Below are 22,072 nucleotides of genomic sequence, written 5' to 3'. Positions count from 1 at the left end.
AGCGTACCACTATTTCTAATGATACGCTCACGGTTTTAAATAACCTCAAAGTGTTTCAAAGCCTCCTTTATCGCTTCCGCTTTCTCCGCCGTCGGATGCTTCCTCGGCTGTTTCAATTCCTCTACCGCATTAGGGGCATCATACATCGGCAATCCTAACTCCCTTTTAACCTCTGCGATATATGCGGTATGTACTTTGAAGCCATACTTCGCTTCTATGTATTCCTTAATCATCTTATATGTAACTCGCTCTTTCGGTTTGTACGCTTCGGCTCTCTTGGCAATATTATCAAGCGGCACTTTTCCCTCACCCTCGCCAAACTCGACTTTTACGTTGATTACGCTGTCGGGTTTTTTGTGGGAAAGCATTACAACCGTCTCCACATGCCCTGTCCCGGGGAACATATCTACTGGCGCGACTTTCTGGGGCAGGTAGCCCAGCTCTGCGAACAGTTTCAAGTCCCGGGCCAGGGTGGCGGGATCGCAGGAAACATAGACGATACGGCAAGAGTCCATAGAGGCCACTGTGCGGACAAGGGCAGGGGAACAGCCCTTCCGGGGGGGATCCAGGACAATGACCTGAGGGCATGCCCCTTCCTGCGCAAGCTGAACCGCGGCCTTGGAGGCATCTGCGCAAAGGAACCGGGCATTTCCCACGCCGTTGCGCCGGGCGTTCTCCCGGGCATTTTCCACAGCCTGGGGGATAATCTCCACGCCGATAAGGCTTTCGGCCTGGGAGGCCATGGAAAGGCCGATGGTGCCAGTGCCGCAGTACAAATCCAGCAGGGTATCCCCAGGCGCGAGGGCTGCAAACTCCGCCGCCTTTTCATAAAGGCGCTGTGCCTGGGCGGCGTTTATCTGGTAGAAAGAAAGAGGGGATATCCGGAAGGTGAGACCGCAGAGATTATCCTGAATGTATCCCGGGCCGTACAGGGTGCGCAGCTTCCGCCCCAGCGCCACATTGGTTCTGTCCCGGTTTATGTTGAGCACCACGGTGGTAAGCTCCGGCACTGCCGCCCGCAGCGCGCCCACCAAAGATTTCTCGTCCGGCAGCCTGTCGCCGTTTATCACCACGCAGGCCATTACCTCCCCAGTATTCGCCCCCTTCCGCAGGTAAAGCCTTCGCAGGGTGCCCTTGTGAGCGGTTTCGTCATAAACTGTCTCGCCGCTTTTCTCGGCCCAGGCCCGGAAGGCCTCCATCAGGGTGTTGAACTCCGGCGGGTGCAGGCGGCAGGCCTGGCAGTCGATAATGCGGTGGGAGTTGACCGCGTAAAACCCCATAACAAGCTTGCCGTCCTTGTCCCTGCCCAGGGGCAGCAAGGCCTTGTTCCGGTAGCCTTGCCGGCTTTCCGCCCCCAGGATAGGCTCCACCGGCAAACTGTGAAAGCCCCCTATGCGCTCCAGGGCGTCTGCAACCCGCTGCTGCTTTAAGCGCAGCTCCTCCTCATAAGAGATGTGCCGGAAGCAGCAGCCCCCGCACTGGGCAAAATATGGGCAGTCCGGCTCAACCCGGCAGGGGGCAGGCTCCAGCACCTGCTCCAGCCTGCCATAGCAGAAATTTTTTTCCACCTTGACAATGCGCACCAGCGCCCTGTCCCCAGGGGCGCCCAGGGGCACAAAAACCGCCATCCCCTCATGCCGGCCCAGGGCCGCTCCCTGGGCTGTAACGCCTGTAAAGACAATCTCTATCATATCGTTTTTTTGTAAAGCCATAGTGCCCTCCCCTGCCCGGTATACAAATCCCCTGCCCTCCAGAAGGGGCAGGGGACAAGGAATACCTGTTCCAAAGAGTTTTCCGCAAGGTGACTAAGGCCGCAGGACTCTGTCCCGCACCCTGCTTCTCGCCTCCCGGCTCGGTCAGCTTTGGACGGGAACGCTAACGCATAGCGTTTGCGTTTTGCCACATGGCACGCAGCGGCTCCTTTTGAAAGAAGGGGAAACATTCCCAAAGGGAATGTTTTGATCCTAAAACCAATCCTTTTACAATTTTGGATTTCCCTTCTCTAAACCCTGCGTTTTAGTCACTCTGGGAATTTTATACACACGGACATCCCTCAGTTTTTCACGAAGAACTGGTCGTACCAGACGATGAAGGTGTAGAAAGACCATATCTTCTGCATGTTCCGCGCCTTGCCCGCTTTGTGGTCGTCCAAAAGCTTCATAAGCTCTTTTGTGACAAAGAACTTTTCCGCAATATCGCTTTGGAAAGCCGCCTTTACCTTGTTGTAATACTTGTCCTCCCGCAGCCAGTCGGAAAGGGGCACCGGGAAACCCAGTTTCTTCTTGTTGGCGGTGCGCTCGGGAAGCTGCTTGATGGCGGCGGAGCGCAGGGCCTTTTTGGTGGTTTCTGTGGCGCAGTCGGCCCGGAACCGGGTGGGAATGCGGGTGGAAAGCTCCAGCATCTTTTTGTCTAAGAAGGGCACCCGCAGCTCTAAGGAATTTGCCATGCTCATGCGGTCGGCCTTTAAGAGGATGTCGTAAATCATCCAGGTGTGCATGTCCACATACTGAAGCTGGGTAGGCTCGTCCAAGTCCGGCACCTCGTCAAAGTACCGCTTGCTGTATTCTTCCGGCAGCTTGGAGGTGATGGGCCGCTTTAAGAATTTCTGGCGCTCCCCGCTTTGGAACACGTAGTTTGCCCGCATAAACCGCTGCCAAGGCTCCATAGCCCCCCGCACGAGGAAATGCTTGCCCTTAAACTCTGGCAAGCGCCCAGCCACAGCCCCGGCCATTTTCCGCAGGGGGCGGGGGGCCTTTTTGGTATAATCCTGGAAATGCCCCCCTTGCAGGTACATGGGGTAGCCTCCGAAAAGCTCGTCCGCGCCTTCCCCGGAAAGCACCACCTTCACATATTTCCGGGCATTTTGCGCCAAAAAGTACAGGGGGATTTCCGAGGGGTTAGGCAGAGGCTCGTCCATAAAATACTGGATTTCCGGCATGGCGTCGAAAAATTCATCGGCAGACACCTTGTTGGAGATGTTGGGCACCCCCACCACCTTGGAAAAGTCCTGGGCGAAGGAGAGTTCGCTGTACTTTTCCTCTTCATAGCCCACAGAAAAGGTTTTCACTTTTTTCGTGCCCTTGGAGATCTCCTTCACCACATAGCTGGAATCCACCCCGGAGGACAGGAAACAGCCTACCTCCACGTCGCTTATCTGGTGCATGGCCACAGACTCGGTAAACTCCCGGGTTATCTCCTTTTCCCAGTATTCCAGGGATTTGTCCTCCTCAATGTTATACTGGACGCGGTAATACCGTTCCACCTGCAATTCGCCGTTTTGGTAAGTGAAGCAATGGGAGCCGGGCAACTTCCACACATTTTTGAAAATGGTGCGTTCGTCGGGAATATACTCATAGGAAAGGTATTCCGGTATCAGCGCCTCGTCCAGTTCCTTTTCAAAGCAGGGATGGGATAAAAAGCTTTTAATCTCCGAACCGAACATAAACTGCCCGTCCTTTTTATAATAGTAAAAAGGCTTGATGCCGAAAATATCCCTGGCCCCGAAAAGCTTCTTCTTGTTTTTGTCCCAAATCACAAAGGCAAACATGCCCCGCAGCTTCTGCAAAATCTCCGGGCCGAATTCCTCATAGCCGTGAAGGATGGTTTCGGAGTCGGACTTTGTGGTGAAGCTGTGGCCCCGCTTTAGGAGATCCTCCCGCAGCTCCTGGTAGTTGTAAATTTCCCCGTTAAACACCAGCACCTTGCTGCCGTCCTCGTTTAAAATGGGCTGGCGCCCTCCCTCCAGGTCAATGATGGACAACCGCCTAAAGCCCAGGGAAATATCCTTGCTGTCATAATAATGGGCGTCGTCCGGCCCCCGGTGGATAATGCGGTCTGCCATGGCGCGGATAACCGGGCCAGGCTCCTGCACCTGGGGGCTGTTCATGAATCCTACAAATCCGCACATTTTGCGTCACTCCTTTTTTTGCTGGATGGGCGGGGCCTGTTTTACGTCAGCAGGTTTTCGTATTCCGGCTTTAATGCGCCGCCGCAAAGCTGCACGCAGCGCTTAGAAAGCACTTCCAGCGCGTCCAAGTATCCCGGCCCCAGAGGCGCGCTTTTCTTGATGAGGGAAAGCTCTGTGCAGCCCAGCACAATGCTGTCGCAGCCCTGGGCGTAAAGCTCCTCCTCCGCGGCCTGGAACTTTTCCGGGCTGGCTGGCTTTCCTGCCTTTATTTCATCGTAAATCATGGACATTACCAGCTCCTGGCAGGCAGGGGAGGGAAGCTGCGCCTCTATGCCCGCTTCCCCTAAAGCAGACTGGAACAGGCCCATGCGCACGGTGCCTGTGGTTGCCATCACGCCGGTTTTCCTTCTTCCAGCCCGCCGCAGTTCCTCCGCCGTTTCCCGGAGCATATGCACAAAGGGGACGGGTATCCCGCCGGAAAGCGCTTCATAGAAATAGTGGGAGGTGACGCAGGGTGCGCAGAGCACCCCGGCCCCCAGGCCCGTAAGCTTTTGGGCCGCGTCCCGCAGGACGGGCAAAGGGGAAGGCTTTGTATTGTCCAGGATATAGGCTGTACGGTCAGGGACAGCCGGGCGGTTGAAAACAATCACGTCCAAATGCTCCTGATCGGTTTTTGCGTCCGTCATTTCAATGATAAGCTGTAAAAGGTAGGCTGTAGCCATAGGACCCATGCCTCCTATAATGCCCAGGGTTTTTTTCTCGGCCAAAAAAAGCCCTCCTTCCTAAAAACAGCAGGAACCCCCGGCAAAGGTTTCGGGGGTGCAGGGGGTGCTTTCCTGAAAAGCACCCCCTGCCTGCCGGAGGCATCTAGTCCCGCAGGGCCTTGTTGTTAAAGTAACGCTTATACTTCTCAAAATAGTGGAACTGGTTTTTCCGGTAGTTTACCCAGCGCTTAAAGGAGCGGTCGCCCTGGTAATAATAAGAATGGCACACCTTGCCCGCTTTTAAAAGGGCCTGGGCCTCGGCTTTGGCGCTCTCGGAACGGACATACTCAAAAATAATCTTTGTAGGGATAATCGTCCACAGCACCCTGTCCTTGATGACAGTGCAGCCCATCTCCTTGTGATCCAGCACATCCTCCACCAGCCATTTTGCCAGGTTTCCCCCGGCTGCGGTGACGTAAAAGCTGCTGCGGCCCTGGCGCAGGTTCATCTCGAAAAGCTTGTAGGTGCCGTCGCGGGAATCAAACTTCATGTCGAAATTGGCAAAGCCCACATAGCCAATGCCCTCCAGGAACCCCTTCATCTGCTGGTTAAGCTTTTCGTCATAGCCGTTTATAATGGCGGCATAGCTGCCAATGCCTTCGGGCGAATGCTCCTCCAAAAGGGCGTTTCCCAGGGCGATAAGCTTCACCTTTTTGTCCCGGCCGCAGTAGCAGTTCATCACCCGCATATTGCTGTCGTCCCCGGGGATATATTCCTGCAAAATCAGGTGATCTTTATAGCTGGAGGAGTAAATGGCCTTTAAAATCGCGTCAAACTCTTCCTTCGTCTGGGCCACAAAGACCTTTTTCTTGTGGGGAAAGGAGCAGTTCCAGTAGGCTACAGAGTTGGAGGGCTTGATAATGACAGGAAAATCAAAGGGGAGCTGGATGTGTTCGTGCTCTTCATAGGAGCATGTGGTGGTTTTGGGGAAGGAAAACCCATGCTCTGTGCAGACCTCGTAAAAGCTTTCCTTGATGGAAAGGCGCATGAGCAGATCTTCCTCAATGCACTCGAAGCGGTACAAATCCCGCAGCTTGTCCTGGTTGCGCACCAGCAGTTTGATGTAGTTGTCCCCGCAAGGGACAAGCAGCAGCTTTTTGCCGGTGTTCTGCCATTTTTTGGCATAGTCCCGCAGTGTCCGGACAAAAACCTCGTCGTTCTCCAGATCCGGCTCCACCACTTCCACCTTCACGATTTTGCTGGCGGTGCAGGGTCCTAAAATCCCTTTGCCCACAGCCACGCTTGCAAGGCCATAGGCCTCATGGAAGGATCGGGCCATGCCATATACGTTTATATCGCTGCCCAAAAGCACAGGCTGGAAATCATTGCGCTTTTCCATGGTTCACCTCCGGGAAGAACTGGCGGTACCACACCAGGAAGGTGTACACCGTCCAGATGCGGCGGCTGTTGTCCGCCTTGCCCTCTTTATGCTTTTCCAGAAGCTTCAGAAGCTTCTCTGTGTGGAAGAAATGCTGGGCGTTGGCGCTTTCAAACTCCGCCTTCACCGTGTTATAATACTTGTCTTCCTTCAGCCATACCCGGGTGGGCACCGGGAAGCCCAGCTTCTTTTTGCCCGCCCACTTTTCCGGCATGCGCCGCAGGGCGGCCTTCCGCATGGCGAATTTGGTGTTCTCACTGTTTACCCGGTACTTTGTGGGGATGCGCCCGGCTAAAGCCATAATCTCCTTGTCCAGGAAGGGCACCCGCAGCTCCAAAGAGTTTGCCATGCTCATCTTGTCCGCTTTCAGAAGGATATCCCCTACCATCCACATGTTTAAATCCAAAAACTGCATCCGGGTAACAGCATCTTTGCCCGGCACCATGTCATAATAGGGCTTCACCATCCGGGCAGGGGACTGTGCGTCCGTAGGGTTTTTCAGCAGCGCCCGGCGCTCTTTCTCCGTAAACATATAGGCGTTGCCGATAAACCTGTCTTCCAAGCGCTTGCCCCGGCGCACCAGGAAATTAAGCCCCCTGCGCGCCGGCAGCAGCCCTGCCAAAGCGCCTATGGCCTTGCGGACAGGGAAGGGGATTTTATCATACCAGGGCACTTCCAGCGGCTCCTTGTAGATATTGTACCCGCCGAAAATCTCGTCGGCCCCCTCGCCGGAAAGCACCACCTTCAAATGCTTTGCCGCTGTGTTGCACACGAAATATAAAGCCACTGCCGAAGGATCTGCCAGCGGCTCGTCCATATGGTACTGTATTTTAGGGAAGTTCCCCCAGAACTCCTCCGGGGTGATGACCTTGCTCACATTTTTCACAGGGATCAGCTCTGAAAGCTCCTGGGCATAGTGGGTTTCGTTATAGCGCTCGCCGTTGTCAAAGCCCACAGTGAAGGTCTTGTCCACATGGGCCGAACAGGCCACATAGCTGGAGTCCACCCCGGAGGACAGGAAGGAACCCACCTCCACGTCGCTGACCTTGTGGGCTTCCACGCTGTTGTCAAACACTTTCTCAATCTCATCCACCCAATACTCCAGGGGCTTGTCCTCCTCGGCGGAAAACTCTGGCAGCCAGTAGCGGGTGATGTCCATCTTCCCCTCTTTATAGGTAAAATAGTGGGCAGGGGGCAGCTTGTAGACGTTTTTGAAGAAAGTCTCCGGCCCCGGGGAATATTGGAAGGAAAGGTAATGCTCCAGCGCCCTTTCATTCAGCTCTTTCTTAAACATAGGATGGTGCAGGAAGCTTTTTATCTCAGAGCCAAAGAGGAACGCCTCCCCCATCCGGGCATAATACAGGGGCTTAATGCCGAAAAAGTCCCGGGCGCCAAAAAGCTCTTCTTTTTCCTTGTCCCAAATGACAAAGGCAAACATGCCCCGCAGCTTGTTCAGCAGATCTGTGCCATATTCCTCGTAGCCATGGAGCAGGGTTTCCCCATCCCCCTTGGTGGAAAAGATGTGGCCCCGCTGCAGGAGATCTTCCCGCAGCTCCTGGAAGTTGTAAATCTCCCCGTTAAAGACCAGCGCCTTGCTGCCGTCCTCGTTGAAAAGAGGCTGCCGCGCCCCCTCCAGATCAATAATGGAAAGCCGCCTGAAGCCCAGGGAAACCAGGCCGTCCATATAGTAATCGGCGTCGTCCGGCCCCCGGTGGGCAATGGCGTCGGTCATGCTCTGCAAAACGCCCTTGTCCAGTTGGGAGTCCCCGCCGCCGGTGAAGCCTATAAATCCGCACATACGTCTATCGTCCTTTCCTCCCCGTCCCAGAGCCATGCCCCTGCGCAAATAAGCGGGCAGGGAACCGGGCGGGCATGTTTGCAGGCGCAAAAAAACCTGTCCTTTCTCTAGTATAGCACAATCTCCCGAGAAATGACAGACTTTTTTCCGTATGTTGGTTTTTTCACCGCAAAGGCGCGAAAGCCTTTTGGCCCTGCCCTATTGGTCTGCTGTCTTCTGCACGTCCTCCCCTGCCGCATAAGGGCTGCCGGGCTGCTGGCTGCGCACAGTGTACAGGCTTTCCCGCTCTGGCTGCATGGCCTGCTCGGTGCGGTGGATGAGATCGAACAGGGCAGGGGCGTGCTGGGGGAACTCCTCCTCCAGAAGGCCGGGGGACAGGGCCGGAATATCCTCCTTTGCCACGCCCTGCCTGCCGTTTACCGATTCGCCGTTGAGAAGGCACCTGCTCTTTGCCATAGACAGCACCATGCCCGCCTCCACAGAGGCAGTGAACAGCCCCCTGTCCAGGGAGAAAAGCCCCTGGGGGTTCCGGGGGCCGGCAGAATACAGCACGCGGAAAGCCCGGTATACGGCGGCGGAAAGGAAGGTGGAAACCTCCCGCGTCAGGGTTTCGTTATTGATTTTTTTCAGCAGAGCGAATACAATATGTATAGAGCCTGCAAGCACCCGCTGGTGGTACTCCGCCAAGGCATGGTGCTTCCGGGGCCTGCCCACAGGCCTGCCGGGCAGATCCTGTACGGCAATAACCGCGCCGCTGCGGTGGGGGGTGCAGCCCAGCAGGTAGTCGCAGGAAACGCCGTAATACCTGGCGGCCCGCACCACAAACTCCAGCCCCGGCTCCCGTATGCCCTTTTCATAGTGGGACAAAAGCGCCTGGGGGATGGTGAGATCTTGGGCGGCCTGCTTCTGGCTAAGCCCTTTTTCTTTTCGCAATAAGGTAAGTATCCTGGGAAAGTCGCGGTTCAAATTCATCTTCATCTACCTCTACCTCGCTGGTCTGGCGCGCACCGGCCCGCCACAGGCCGCGCACGTACACAGAGGCTGAAAACGCCGCCTTCCGGCGCCCTTGTCCCTGCTTGGATTTATGATTTTGATAGGAAAGATAAAAGTAAGCCATGGGGTTTGGGGCTTGTTTTGAAAAGCTGCGGGCGCCGCCTTTTCGCCCCAGGCAGGCGGGTTCTTAAATCATACGCCCCCATGCCTTGAGCAAAAATCCGGCCGTTTCCCTGTTCGCAGAACAGGCCCTTGAGCCGGGCCGCCTATCCTAAGAGGATAGAAAACCCAGACGCTTGTGTATTTAATTATAGGACAGGAGAAATACAATGTAAAGTGTAAATTCTGCATAATTCTACACTTATTTTTTGTACAATCCGCTTTTCTATATCTTCTTCCGAGAAATAAGCAGGCTTTTTTTCTAAAAAAAGCCTGTGTTTTCCTCACTTTTTGGAACAGCGCGGACAGAAATAAAAGGATAATATATTTTTCCTATTTTCTAAAATTTGCGTGATTTTTTTACAGGAATGCTATATGAGGGAAAAGCGTGTAAAACTATAAAAGAAAGGAACGATACCGGGCTTAGGGCTTGTTTGAAAATAGAGAAAGTGCCGGATTTTTAAGACAAAACAAGGTGGTTTTCAAGGCGGAAACCGCAAGACAGGCTGTCGCCTGTCGAGGATTTCCAACACAGGAAACGCCTGTTTTGGACAAAAAGACGGTGTTTGCGATTTTTCAAACAAGCCCTAAGAGAAATTTCTGATTTCTTTTTGCATAAGCCCCGTATCCTGCGGTATCTGCCATGAAATCTTATATCATCCATTTTATCCGGAACATGCCCTGCGAGGGGAACCTGGAGGGGCGCTACATCGGGCGGACAGATTCGCCCCTTGCCACAGAGTCCATTGTCCGGCTGGCCCGCATGAAGCGGGAACACCCATACCCGCAGGCCAGCCGCTTTTTTGCCAGCCCCTCCACCCGCTGCGTGGACACCCTGAAAATCCTTTACCCGGAGGCTGATCCGGAGGTGGTGCTGGAGCTGGCGGAATGCGATTTCGGCCAATGGGAAAACAAAACCGCCCAAGAGTTGCAGCACGATCCCCGTTTCCGCCAATGGATGGAAGGAGGCGGGCAGTCTGCGCCTCCGGAGGGAGAGAGCAGCCCGGTATTTGTCCAGCGGGTGTGCAGGGGCTTTGAAATGCTTGTGCAGAACCTGATGGCCCAGGGCCAAAGCTCGCCCCAGCAGTCTGCTGTGTCGGCGGCGCTCTGCGCCCCTGCCGGGGTGCTCACCGCGCTGCTGGCCGCCTACGGCCTGCCCCAGGCCCCCTTTTATGATTGGATGTGCCAGCCAGGCTGCGGCTATTCCCTGCGCATTACCCCAGGGCTGTGGATGCGCGGGCAGGTGATGGAGGTGTTTGCCACCCTGCCCCAGGGCGCCGGGGAGGGAGGAGCAGATCACCTGGTGCTGGATCTGGCCCGGGAAGCGGCAGAGCGGGCTTATGGGAAAGGGCTTTCCCCGGAGGCAGGCTCTTGACTTCCGGCGGCAGGGATGGTATAGTAAGCGCATTTAAAATTCTGGCTGCTGCCGGTTCCATGCGGGCGCATTGGAACCGCGCCGGCAGGCTATGAAACACATATTTTACTTAAGAAAGGAGCTGCGGGGCTTATCCCGCAGCCAGGTGGCAAAAATGCTGGTGAGAAAACTGCGCCCAGAGGAGCTTTGGCAGGCCCGGCTGGTTCAGGCGGTAGCCTTTGAGGGAAGCTTCGATCTGGCAGAGGAAAAGGAAAAGTGCAAAGCAGGCAGCTTTAGCGAGGATGCTGCCTATGAAAAAAGCGCCGACTACTGGGCAGCCTTCGGGGAGGGGGAATCCCCTTGCGCCTGCCTGGTGACGAGCCATTTCCAGGCCCGGTTTGACGGGCACGTGGTGGGCCTGGGAGGCGTGGGCGGCGTTGCCAGCCTGCCGGCAAACCGCCGGGGCGGCGCGGTGCGGGCCTGTATGCAGGAGGCGCTGAGGGGCTTATATCGTCATGGAGACGCGCTCTCCGCCCTGTACCCCTTCAGCACAGGGTATTATCAGAAATTCGGCTATGCAAACGGCGTGGAAAGCCGCTTGTGGGAGGTGCCCATGGGAGACTTGCCCCAGGGAGACTTTGGGGGGCGGGTGCGCCAGCTTTTCCCCGGGGAGGATTTAGCCCCCTTGCTGGCGGTGTACAATGCCTTTTACCAGGAATGCAACCTGTCTGTCCTGCGGGAAGCTTATGACAAGGAGCTTCTGGAAAAGGATCTGCTGAAGGAAAAGCGTTACATCTATCTATGGGAAGATGAAAAGGGAGAGCCAGGCGCCTTCTGCATTGCCGGGCGGGACGGGGATACGCTGGACATGCGCACAGATTTCAGCGCCCGCAACGGCTTCCTGTTCCGGGATGCCCGGGGCTTCCAGGCCCTGCTAAGCTTTATCCGCCGGGCTTTCCTTTCCAATTTCAAAACGGTGCGTTTTGCCCTTCCAGCCTGGGCGGCAGCGGCCCCTTTGCTGCCGGAATGCGCCCATATGAAGCGGGAAAGCTTCTTTAACGGCATGGTGCGGGCCATAAACGTGGAAAAGCTGCTGGGCCTGTGCGCCTGCAAGGGGGACGGGGTTTTAACCCTGGAGGCAGCCGATCCCCTGCTGGAGGAAAACAATGCTGTGTTCCGCCTTTCCTTCCGGGAAGGGACGGAAAACCAGGTGGAGCGCGTGCAGGAAAAGCCGGATATCCGCCTGGGAACAGGGGAACTGGGCGCGCTGCTGTGCGGCGTTCACAGTGTGGAAGCGCTGCGCTGGATGCCCCAGGTAAAGGTGGAAAATCCTGCCGCCCCTCTCGCCCAGGTGTTCTATCCCAAGCCCTGCCATGTTACAGAGCTTTTCTAAGCAGAGAAAAAGGGGCGGAAACCTTTCCTGCCTTGCAATCCACTGAAAAAAAGTGTATAATTTTAACAGAAGCTGGAACAGCCTGTAAGGCCTTCCCGGCAAAACTGCTTAGAAAGGGATAGAGGTTCGTATGGGAAATGATGTTAAGCGCTGGCTGGACGCCGAAATGCAGGACTTTGCAGAGGACATGAAGGAATTTAACAGCGGCACCATGAAAAAAGTGCCCCTGTGGATGTTCTTATGCGTGGCGGGGATGGTGGCGCTGGGATTCCTGGTGGGCGCGGAGTGGAGTTATGTGCTGCGGCTGCACCTGCCTGTGGGCGTGGGGCTTGCCCTGTTTATCTGGCTGTGCTTCTGGCTGCAGAGCCGCGGCGTATCCATGAAAAAGGTGCGGGCTTCCTATGAAAAGGCCCTGGGCGCCTTATCCCCCCAGGATCAGGCGGGCTTTGCCAGCCAGGCCCCCCAGTGCGGGAAGGCGGGCTTTGCAAACCGCCTGACAGACAAATACCCTGCCCGGCTTACGGTTGGCCCGGAATACTGGCTGTATTTCAGGGACTTAGGCTGCCAGGTGTTCCGGGTGGCGGACATGAAAGGCCTGCACGCCCGGGAGGAACATACCCGGGTGGGCTATACGGTAGGCAGCACCCGCGTGCGCCAAAGCCTGGGGACAGGCGTTTCCCTGGTGGTGGAATACCGGGACGGCACAGCCTTTGCCGCTAAGGACAGCAGCCCTTCCATTTACCTGGAAAACGCCAAGCAGTTGGAGCAGGCCTACGCACTTATCCGCGCGCGCTGCCCCAAGGCCCAGGCACTGCTTAACAAAGATGAAATATAAGGAGAGAGTGAACGCTATGAAAACAAGGAAAAACACTGGAATCCGTTTGCTGGGGCTGGCCTTGGCCCTATTGCTGGTTCTGTGCGGGCTGGGCGCCTGTTCGGGGGGAGAAGAGGAAAAGCCGGAGGAAACCCTGTATCCCATCACCCTGAGCGGGACTGAGATACGGGTGGGGGAAACCACTGTGCAGGCCCTGCTGGACAAGGGCTTCAAGGTCACCTGGTCAGATGAAAACTATGAGCAGATAGAGGTAGACCCCAGCACCACGCTGGAGGAAAATTCCTACTACACCGGCGGCAGCATTTGGATAAGCGATTCCCTTTTCGCCCACATCTCCTTTGCCACAGAGGAAGCCGCCCCCCTGGGCCAGGCCGTAATAGCCCGGCTGGAGTTCCAACTGTATGGGGAAGAGGACGAATCTGTGCTGGAGGAAATCAGCTTTGACGGCGTGCCCGTCACCCAGTGGACCCGGGACATGGCCGGGGAAAAATATCCCGACTGGACAGGGGATGAGGTTATGTGGCTGCATTACGGGTTAGACTATAAGTACGATCTGAATTTCGACATTTCCACAGGCAAGATGACCAAGTTTATTGTAGAGCGGACGTATGACGTGGACTGGTCGGGAGGCAACCAGTAAAAGGAGGAACAGCCATGACGACAGCCTATAAGGAATGGACGCGCCCGGCAAGCTCCGGAGAAGGGGAGATTTTCTCCCGCAGTTGGACAGGGGAATCCCCCAGGGCGGTGATACAGCTTGTCCACGGCATGGCGGAGCACAGCGGGCGGTATGATCGCTTTGCCCGGTTCCTGGCGGCAAACGGCTTTGCCGTCTGCGCCAACGACCACGCAGGCCATGGCATGTCTGCCCGGCAGCAGGGGTATTTTGCCGCCCGGAACGGCTGGGAGCATGTGGTGCAGGATTTAAACGCCCTGATGGACGAGGCCGCCGGGGAACATCCCGGCCTGCCCCTGTTCCTGCTGGGCCACAGCATGGGATCTTTCCTGTCCCGGTCTTACCTGGCCCGCTATGGGGAGAGGCTTTCCGGCTGCATCCTGTGCGGCACCATGGGGGAAAACCCCGGCATCAGGGCCGGCAAAGCCCTGGCGGCTATGCAGTGCAGGCTGCGGGGGCCTAAGTCCGCAGGCAGGCTGCTGGATAAAATTGCCACAGGCAGCTACAACAGCCGCATAAAGAACCCGGTAAATTCCGCGGCATGGCTGTCTACAGTAGATCAGGTGTGCCTGGACTTTGCCGCAGACGCCATGTGCGGCTTCCCCTTCACAGCTTCCGGGTATTACGACCTCTTTACAGGCCTTGCGGAGATAACCTCCCCCCAGTGGGCGGCCCGGGTGCCCCAAAACCTGCCCATATTCCTGGTGGCGGGAGAGGAGGACCCTGTGGGCAGCTACGGGGAAGGCCCCAAACAGGTTGCAAGCTGGCTGCGGGAAGCCGGGGTGAAGCAGGTGGGCTTAAAGCTGTATCCCGGTATGCGCCATGAGATCCTGAACGAAAAGGACAAAGAGCAGGTGTATGCCGACCTGCTGGGCTGGCTGCAGGGGCTGCTCTGATGAGCAGGCGCGGTGCGGGCCGCTCTGGCCGGCAGCCAAAGCGGGCGGCAGAGAAATACGGGAAGAAAGGGACGCCCCGCCCAAGGAAAACCTGCAAGCAGGGCAGCCCCTCCTCCGCTGGCCCCGGCCCGGAGGAAAGCCGACTTGGGGGTGAAAATGTGGAATGGTCTGGGACAAAGGTACACGCATTTTTAGACATGTACAAACAACTGGAGGATGAGCTGGAGGACAAATACCGCCATGCCCGGCGGAAATGCTCCAGCGTGGTGTTCGAGTTTACCAAGGATCCGGAAAGCGCGCCTATCCGGGATAAGCTGAATGTGTGCCGGGAACTGCGCAACCTTCTGACGCACAACGCCAACCTGAAAGGCATCCCGGTGGCAGAGCCTTCCGTCCCCCTGATGGAGGCCATGCAGGAAATCCTGGATTTTGTGCGCAAGCCGCCCCTGGCCCTGGAATTTGCTACAAAAGGAGAGCAGGTCATGAAGGCCTCCACCCACCAGAAGGTGATGCGGGTGATGGAGGTTATGGACAAAAACGGCTTTTCCCACATCCCGGTTATGAACAACGGGACGTTTTTGGGTGTGTTCAGCTCCGGCGTGATCATGCGCTACCTGCTGGGAAGCCGGGGGGAGGGCATCACCCCGGACACTACCATTGGCGACCTGCGGGACTACATATCTGTGGAAAAGCACGCGGAGAACTATGAATTTGTAGCCAGGGACACCAGCTACCTGACTGTACGGGAAATGTTTGAAAAGGTTAAGGGCCGCAACCAGCGGGTTTCTGTGATTTTCATCACAGAGCAGGGGCGGCAGGATCAGAAGCTTCTGGGAGTGCTCACCCCCTGGGACGTGCTGGGAAACTTAGACTGAAAAAAGGCTGGCAGAGCTTTGCTGTTTGCGCCTTTGGAATCCGGCGTTTGCTGGGTTTCAAAGGCGTTTTCTTATAGGCTGTGCCGCCCTTTTTTCATATGCCCACGCAAAGAGGCTCCGGTCAAGTTCCGGAGCCTCTTTGCAGAATGAATCCTCTCGTTTAAATATTAAAAAAACCTCTTATTTTTTACAAAAAAGTGTACTTTATTACTAATTCTTTCCCGCTTCTATTTCCTGTTCAACCCCCCTAATTGCCACTTGATATTTTACGGGGTACGTGGTAAACTTATATAAAGCGAAGCAAGTTCTAAAGGCTTACAAGATTCTACACTTTCCTGCAAGCCTTGGTTTTGCTGTTTTCAGAGGGGCTTCCAATGGGGTGCGGGACACATATGTGGCAGGGGAGCCTGGAAAAGCAAGGAGGATGGAGCTGTGCCAGGGGTAAAGGGGAAACAGCGGCGGATTCTGCCGCCTTTTTTCACGATTTTTTTGTCGTTATATGTCTTTTGGTGCTGGCTCCCCGGGACAGCGGCTCTGGCAGCGGAATCTGGACAAGCCTCCTCCGGCCCGTCCATCCCCCAGCCTCCGGCAGAAAGCTGCATCTATGACGAAGCCGCTTTGCTCAGCGAAGGGACAAAGGGGACTATAAAAGAGAAAAACGCTGCCTTGCTGGAAAAATACGGTGTGCAGCTTGTAGTTTACACAACAGACGCCCTGCCTTACACAGGTTTTTCCCAGCGGGTAAGCTACCTGCGCACTGTGATGGAAAGCTGGCAGGCAGGCGGGAACCGCTGGCTTGTTCTGGCCCTGTCTGTGTCAGACGAGGACTACCTGGCGGTAGCGGGTACGGCCCTGCAGGAGGAATTTACTGCCGAGGCCCTGAAAAACCTTTTGGATGCGCATGTGGAGCCAGATTTTGCGGCAAAATCTTATGACACCGCTGTTTCCAAATTTTTTGCGGTGGCAGCAGATAAGGCAGAGTCCTATTGCGCCGCCCGCCCGGAACTTTTCCCTGCGGCTGCCTCCCAGCCTGAAGAGAACGCGGCTTCTACCGTAAAGCTGGGCCAAAAGGACAATACCGGCAGTTTGGCGCTTTTGTGGGTGGGCATCCTGTTCGGGGTTATACTGCTGGGCTGCATGGCTGCTTTTTTTGTCCGCAGCAGGCAGCTTTCCCGCAGGCGCAGGCGGACAGTACACCGGCATAACCCCACCATAAGGCCGGCCCGTTCCAGCGTAATGCGCCAGGAAACCCGCCCTGCCGTACAGATCAAGGCCGGAAGCCGTTCCACCGGGGTATACCGGGATCAGCGATCCAGCCGGAACAGGCGCCTGTGAACCTGCTGCCTCCCGGCACATGAGAAGAATATTCTTTTTTGTTAAATAAATGTTTGCTTACTTCCCGCCCCCTGTCCGGGCGGCTTTTGTAAAAACAAGCAAGGAGCTGGAACCATGGTATTTGCCGATCTCTTTTTCATATATGTGTTTTTACCCCTGTGCCTGCTTTGCTACCTGCTGGCGCGGAGCCTACCCGCGAAAAACGGCGTGCTGATAGCCTTTTCTGTGATTTTTTATGCCTGGGGCGAGCCGCTGTGGGTGTGCCTGCTGCTGTTCAGTTCCTTTTTGAACTGGTTTATGGGGCTGGTCATTGAAAAGCACCGGGACACCGGGGCCGGAAAGGCGGCTGTGGCCACAGGGGTCACCATAGACATCCTGCTGCTGGTGGTGTTCAAATACAGCGCCTTCCTGGTGGAAAACCTCAATGCCCTCACCCATCTGGGCCTGCCTGTGCCCCAGATACGCCTGCCCATTGGCATCAGCTTTTTCACTTTCCAGGCAATTTCCTACCTGCTGGACTGCTACTGGGAAAACGTGCAGGTGCAGAAAAGGTATACCCGCTTCCTGCTGTATCTGTCCCTGTTCCCGCAGCTCATTGCCGGGCCGATTGTGCGTTACAGCGTAGTGGAAGAAGAGATAAGCAACCGCTCTGTCACTGCCACAGATCTGTGCGAGGGCGCTTTGCGGGCCATTGTGGGCCTTGCCAAAAAGGTGATTATCGCCAACAACCTTTGGGCTATTGTAGACACCTTTTTCGGGACAGACATTACGGGCCTTTCCGTACTAGGCACTTGGTACACCGTCATCGTTTACTCCCTGTATGTATACTTCGATTTCAGCGGCTACTCGGATATTGCCATTGGCCTGGGCCGCATGTTCGGCTTCCACTTTGACGAAAACTTCCGCCACCCCTTTGCCTGCAAGACCATTGCGGAATTCTGGCAGAGATGGCACATTTCCCTTGGCTCCTTTTTCCGGGACTATCTGCTGTACGTGCCCATTTTCGGGCAGAACCGGAAGTATGTCAGCTTGTTTCTGGTGTGGTTCTCCACCGGCGTATGGCATGGCGCGGCCTGGAATTACATCATCTGGGGGCTGTACTTTGGATTCTTCATTTTCTTCGAGCAGAAGCTGGGAAAAAAGCGCATCAAAAACTGGCCCCTGTGGTGGAAACATATATACAGCAAGCTGGTTATCATCATCGGCTTTGGCATTTTCTATTTTGAGGATTTAGGCCAGTTGGGCCAGTTTTTCCTGAACATTTCCGGCGCAAGTATGCTGATAAACAGCGCGCCTTTCTTTGACCCCATCACCTGGGCTTCTTTTTTGAACAACCTTTTCCTGGTGTCAGGCGCCATTGTTTTCAGCCTGCCGGTGCTGCCTAAGATAAAGGCTTTCTTTCTGGAAAGCAAAAGCGACGGTCTGTACGCTGCCGGGCGGATTGGGGGTGTCCTGGGATGCCTGGGCCTGCTGGCAATAGTCAGTATTTTACTGGTGGATTCCACCAACAACGTGTTCCTGTATTGGCGGTTCTAGGGCATGTTCACATTAAGCCAAAGCACATGCTTTTTCGGCAAATTTTACAGGCTTCTGTGTTGAAAATCCTCGAAAACCGACAGGTTTTCTTGCGGTTTTCGCCTTGAATCCTGCAAAATTTTGCTCGAAAATTCATATACTCAGCTTATGTGAACATGCCCTAAGGAAAGGAGGAAGCAGATATGGATGGAAGATACCACGGCATGGACTACCGCAAAAAGCCCCGGCACGCTGCCGGATCCCAGCCCCCGGAAACCGGCGGGGACTGGCAGGCCCGTTATGAGCAGCAGGCCCGGGCTGTTGTGAGGCGGGAGTGGGAATCCCGGGCAGCGGCAAAGCAGGGCGGTGCAGAACCGCCAAAGCCCTATACCTCCCAAACCCGGTACACTTCTGAGGAAGAGCCGCTAAGGCCCTATACCTCCCAAGCCCGGTACACTGCCGGGGAGGAGACTCTAAGGCCCTATACCTCCCAGACCCGGTACACTGCTGAGGAAGAGCAGCTAAGGCCCTATACCTCCCAAACCCGGTACACTGCCGGGGAGGAGCCGCTAAGGCCCTATACCTCTCAAACCCGGTACACTTCTGAGGAAGAGCCGCTAAGGCCCTATACCTCTCAAACCCGGTACACTGCTGAGGAAGAGCCGCTAAGGCCCTATACCTCCCAAACCCGGTACACTGCTGAGGAAGAGCCGCTAAGGCCCTATACCTCTCAAACCCGGTACACTGCTGAGGAGGAGACGTTAAGGCCCTATGCACCCCAGGCACAGCAGCCAGCCGATCCGCCGGCTCCAGATGAGCGCCCCCGCGCCAGGCGGAAAAAGATGGACAAGCGGGATTTGCTGGAAAAGCGCCTTTCACTGGTGGTATTGTTTATACTCACCTTTTCTTTCGGGCTTACCACCCTTCTGATGGTGATACTGCCCCGGTCTACCGTATCGAAAATTGAGAAACGGGAGCTGGCAGTATTGCCCCAGTTTTCCCTGGAAAGCTATTTCTCTGGGGAGTTTACTGCCGGGGTGGCAAACTTTTATGACGATACGGTGCCCATGCGGGACAGCCTGAAAAACCTGGGGAACAATTTCAAGGCAGTCTTTGGCCTGCCCAAGTCAGAGGATTCTGTGGAATTTGTAGGCACAGTAAACAAAGTGGGCCAGAAGAAAGAACCGTCCCAGCCAGACGCACCCTCCGCGCCCATCTCCTCCCAGCAGGAAAGCAGCGCTTCCTCCGTCTCACAGGCAGAGCCGGACGTGCAGCAGACCCAGGCCCTGGCAAAAGCCCTGGCCGGGGCGGCAGGCCGGCGCATGGACGGGGTGGAACCCAGCGTCAATAAGTTTACCGAGCAGGAAGCCGAAGGGAACATGACGGAAAACGGCCTGATTGTCATCAAGCAGGGCGGGCACTTCCGGGGCCTGGAACTTTTCGGCGGCGGCAGCGGGGACAATTATGCCCAAAGCCTGAACAGCCTGTATGACCAGGTAGGGGATCGCGTGTCCATCTGGTCTATGCCCGCGCCTTTGGCCTGCGAGTTCTACCTGCCCAGCAACTTCCAGGAGTATTCCACCAGCCAGTCGGACTGCTTTGACAAGGTACACAGCAAGCTGAACAAAGGCATCCACGCCATTAACATCTGCCCGGTGCTTTCCAAGCATGTGGACGAGCCGATTTACTGCCGCACCGACCATCACTGGCAGCCCCTGGGCGCTTATTACGCGGCAAAAACCTTTGCGGAAGCAGCAGACGTGCCTTTCCCTGACATCAACACCTATACCCCCGGCAAAATGGAAGGCTTTGTAGGCTCCATGTATGCCTACACAGGCTCTTCCGACCTGCTGAATGATCCGGAGGATTTTGTCTACTACACCCCCGGCGCAGAATACACTTCCGCCTATTACGACACCAGCTATGAGTTCCAGTGGGATGACGACAATCTCTTTGCCGAAGGCGCAAGCGGCTCCGATGCCTACAGCTACTACCTGGGAGGCGACAACTATATTGTCAAGACCGATACCCAGGTGGAAAACGGGCGCAGGCTCCTGATTGTAAAGGACAGCTACGGCAACGCTACAGTGCCTTTCTTCACCGGCTCTTTTGAGCAGATTTATGTGGTGGATATGCGCTACCTGCAGCGGAACCTGATAAGCTTTATCAATGACATGGAGATTACCGACGTGCTCTTTACCATGTCCGCCTATTCCCTGGTGGGCAGTCAGGCAGACAACCTGGAAAACCTGCTCACCCAAAACGCCGGGGAAACCATTGTGGACAAGCAGCCCTGAGGCTTGCGCAAAGGCCGGGCATCCTATATAATATGACCATGAGAAACCGGGGGCCTTCTGCCGGAAACCGGGAGCAGGCCCTCAGAAAGGGGCAGACAATATGCAGGAGCTTATTTATCCCTTTGATCCGGGGGTTATTATCCGCAAACGCAAGGCGCTGAAACGGGCGCTGGAAGCCCAGGAGGGGCCAAGGCTCCGAAAAAAGATTGCGGTGCTGGGCGGATCCACCACCAGCGACTTAGTGAAAACCCTGGAGCTTTTCCTGCTGGACGCGGGCATAGAGCCTGTGTTTTATGAGTCGGAGTATGCCCAATATTTCCAGGACGCCATGTTTCCCCCAGAATCCCTTGCCAGCTTTCAGCCGGACATCATCTGGATTCACACCACCGGGCGCAATATTGAAAACTGGCCCACAGTGCGGGATTCTGACCAGCAAGTGGAGGAGAAACTCGCAGCGGAGCTGGGGCGGTTCCAGGCCATGTGGGAGAGCCTGGAAAAGCGATTCCGCTGCCCCATTATCCAGAACAACTTTGAAAAGCCCTTTTTCCGGCTTTTAGGCAACCGGGACGCTTGGGACATCCATGGGCGCACTCATTTCACCGCCCGGCTTAACGGGGCCTTTGCCCAGTATGCCGCAGAGCACCAGGGCTTCTTTCTCAACGACACGGATTACCTTGCCGCCGACTTCGGCCTGCGGCGCTGGGCGGATCCGGCCTGCTGGAACATGTATAAATACGCCATGTGCTTTGAGGCCATCCCGGCCTTTGCCTTCAGCGTGGCGAACATCATCAAATCCCTGTTCGGCAAAAACAAGAAGGTGCTGGCCCTGGATCTGGACAACACCCTCTGGGGCGGCGTCGTAGGGGATGACGGGGTGGAAGGCATTGAAATCGGCCAGGAAACCGGCGTGGCGCAGTCTTATTATGAGTTCCAAAGCTATGTAAAGCAGCTAAAGGACTTAGGCATTCTGCTGACCGTATGCTCGAAAAACGAGGAAGAAAATGCCCTGGCCGGCCTGAGCCACCCGGAAGGCGCCCTGCGCCCGGAGGATTTCACCCTCATAAAAGCAAACTGGGAGAATAAGGACAGGAATATCCGGGAAACTGCCGCCGCTTTGGATCTGCTGCCAGAATCTATCGTGTTTGCCGACGACAACCCTGCGGAGCGGGAAATCGTGCAGGCCCAAGTGCCGGGCGTCCTTGTCCCGGAATTGGAGGGCGTGGAAAATTATATTGCCGCCATTGACCGGAGCGGGTGCTTTGAAACCACCACCTTCAGCCAGGACGATTTGAAGCGGGGCGAGATGTATAAGGCAAACGCTTTGCGGGCTGCCCAGCAGGCCTCCTTTGGAGACTACGGGGAATATCTCAGAAGCCTTCAGATGCACGCTGTGATAGACGATTTCCTGCCCGTATACCTCACGCGCATCACCCAGCTTACCAACAAAAGCAACCAGTTTAACCTGACCACCAGGCGCTTTACGACGGAAGAGATGGAGGCTGTGTATAACAGCCCGGATTACATCCGCCTGTACGGGAAGCTTGTGGACAAGTTCGGGGACAACGGGGTGGTGTCGGTGGTAATCGGCAGGAAAAACGGGGAGGCTTTGGACATTGAGCTGTGGCTGATGAGCTGCCGGGTGCTCAAGCGGGACATGGAACTTGCCATGCTGGACAGGCTTGCAGAGCGCTGCCGGGAGCAGGGCCTGAAAACCCTTCGCGGGTTTTATTACCCCACCCCGAAAAACGGCATGGTAAAAGGCCTTTATGAAAGCTTCGGCTTTAAGAAAACAGCCGAGGAGCCTGACGGCAGCACTGTGTGGGAGCTGGAAACAGGCAGCTACGCGCCGAAATGCAAGGTCATTGCAGTCACAGGGAACCCTGTGGAATAACATAGA

The 22,072-nt window shown here is 55.8% G+C and carries 16 protein-coding genes; 10 read left to right on the top strand and 6 right to left on the bottom strand.

The window, feature by feature from the left end:
- Nucleotides 1-35: 35 nt before the first annotated feature.
- The 6 genes from rlmD to VSQ30_RS19195 form a co-directional block, all read right to left on the bottom strand.
- Nucleotides 36-1,712: a 23S rRNA (uracil(1939)-C(5))-methyltransferase RlmD gene (rlmD, locus tag VSQ30_RS19220; RefSeq protein WP_334466650.1), complete on the bottom strand. Its 1,677-nt coding sequence runs from the start codon at nt 1,710-1,712 to the stop codon at nt 36-38.
- A 341-nt stretch (nt 1,713-2,053) separates the two neighbouring features.
- The gene (gene asnB, locus VSQ30_RS19215; RefSeq protein WP_334466647.1) at nt 2,054-3,907 is read right to left on the bottom strand and encodes an asparagine synthase (glutamine-hydrolyzing); all 1,854 of its coding nucleotides are present in this window, start codon (nt 3,905-3,907) and stop codon (nt 2,054-2,056) included.
- A 41-nt stretch (nt 3,908-3,948) separates the two neighbouring features.
- The gene (cuyB, locus tag VSQ30_RS19210) at nt 3,949-4,674 is read right to left on the bottom strand and encodes a cysteate racemase (protein WP_334466644.1); all 726 of its coding nucleotides are present in this window, start codon (nt 4,672-4,674) and stop codon (nt 3,949-3,951) included.
- 100 nt (nt 4,675-4,774) lie between these two features.
- Nucleotides 4,775-6,010, bottom strand: coding sequence for a carboxylate--amine ligase (locus tag VSQ30_RS19205; protein ID WP_334466642.1), 1,236 nt, complete (start codon nt 6,008-6,010; stop codon nt 4,775-4,777).
- Complete coding sequence (gene asnB / locus VSQ30_RS19200; protein ID WP_334466640.1) at nt 5,994-7,847, bottom strand: asparagine synthase (glutamine-hydrolyzing); 1,854 nt, start codon at nt 7,845-7,847, stop codon at nt 5,994-5,996. Before asnB (VSQ30_RS19200) ends, VSQ30_RS19205 begins: the two co-directional genes overlap by 17 nt.
- A gap of 198 nt (nt 7,848-8,045) precedes the next feature.
- Nucleotides 8,046-8,780, bottom strand: a complete 735-nt coding sequence (locus VSQ30_RS19195; RefSeq protein ID WP_237076349.1) for a helix-turn-helix domain-containing protein — start codon at nt 8,778-8,780, stop codon at nt 8,046-8,048.
- A gap of 862 nt (nt 8,781-9,642) precedes the next feature.
- On the opposite strand from VSQ30_RS19195, the gene VSQ30_RS19190 reads away from it, so the two are divergent.
- The 10 genes from VSQ30_RS19190 to VSQ30_RS19145 all read left to right on the top strand — a co-directional run bounded on the left by VSQ30_RS19190 (nt 9,643) and on the right by VSQ30_RS19145 (nt 22,066).
- Nucleotides 9,643-10,374, top strand: coding sequence for a histidine phosphatase family protein (locus tag VSQ30_RS19190; protein ID WP_334466636.1), 732 nt, complete (start codon nt 9,643-9,645; stop codon nt 10,372-10,374).
- Nucleotides 10,375-10,528: 154 nt separating this feature from the next.
- Nucleotides 10,529-11,746, top strand: coding sequence for a GNAT family N-acetyltransferase (locus tag VSQ30_RS19185; RefSeq protein WP_334466633.1), 1,218 nt, complete (start codon nt 10,529-10,531; stop codon nt 11,744-11,746).
- Nucleotides 11,747-11,876: 130 nt separating this feature from the next.
- Nucleotides 11,877-12,581 carry a hypothetical protein gene (locus tag VSQ30_RS19180; RefSeq protein WP_334466630.1) on the top strand — a complete coding sequence of 235 codons (705 nt, stop codon included), beginning with the start codon at nt 11,877-11,879 and terminating at the stop codon, nt 12,579-12,581.
- Between the two features lie 16 nt (nt 12,582-12,597).
- Nucleotides 12,598-13,221 carry a hypothetical protein gene (locus tag VSQ30_RS19175; protein WP_334466627.1) on the top strand — a complete coding sequence of 208 codons (624 nt, stop codon included), beginning with the start codon at nt 12,598-12,600 and terminating at the stop codon, nt 13,219-13,221.
- A 14-nt stretch (nt 13,222-13,235) separates the two neighbouring features.
- Complete coding sequence (locus VSQ30_RS19170; protein WP_334466624.1) at nt 13,236-14,153, top strand: alpha/beta hydrolase; 918 nt, start codon at nt 13,236-13,238, stop codon at nt 14,151-14,153.
- Complete coding sequence (locus tag VSQ30_RS19165) at nt 14,153-15,028, top strand: CBS domain-containing protein (RefSeq protein WP_334466621.1); 876 nt, start codon at nt 14,153-14,155, stop codon at nt 15,026-15,028. The genes VSQ30_RS19170 and VSQ30_RS19165 overlap by 1 nt, the downstream gene beginning before the upstream one ends.
- 432 nt (nt 15,029-15,460) lie before the next feature.
- The gene (locus VSQ30_RS19160; protein ID WP_334466619.1) at nt 15,461-16,363 is read left to right on the top strand and encodes a TPM domain-containing protein; all 903 of its coding nucleotides are present in this window, start codon (nt 15,461-15,463) and stop codon (nt 16,361-16,363) included.
- A 114-nt stretch (nt 16,364-16,477) separates the two neighbouring features.
- Nucleotides 16,478-17,899, top strand: coding sequence for an MBOAT family O-acyltransferase (locus VSQ30_RS19155; protein ID WP_334466616.1), 1,422 nt, complete (start codon nt 16,478-16,480; stop codon nt 17,897-17,899).
- A 182-nt stretch (nt 17,900-18,081) separates the two neighbouring features.
- Nucleotides 18,082-20,175: a DHHW family protein gene (locus VSQ30_RS19150; protein WP_334466614.1), complete on the top strand. Its 2,094-nt coding sequence runs from the start codon at nt 18,082-18,084 to the stop codon at nt 20,173-20,175.
- 100 nt (nt 20,176-20,275) lie between these two features.
- Entirely contained in the window at nt 20,276-22,066 is a 1,791-nt protein-coding gene (locus VSQ30_RS19145) for an HAD-IIIC family phosphatase (protein ID WP_334466612.1), read from the top strand.
- Nucleotides 22,067-22,072: the final 6 nt, after the last annotated feature.

It is taken from the genome of Acutalibacter sp. JLR.KK004 (assembly GCF_036941085.1).
Lineage (GTDB): Bacteria > Bacillota > Clostridia > Oscillospirales > Acutalibacteraceae > Acutalibacter.
The sequence above is the reverse complement of the archived record's forward strand: the minus strand, read 5'-3'. Positions and strand labels throughout refer to the sequence as shown.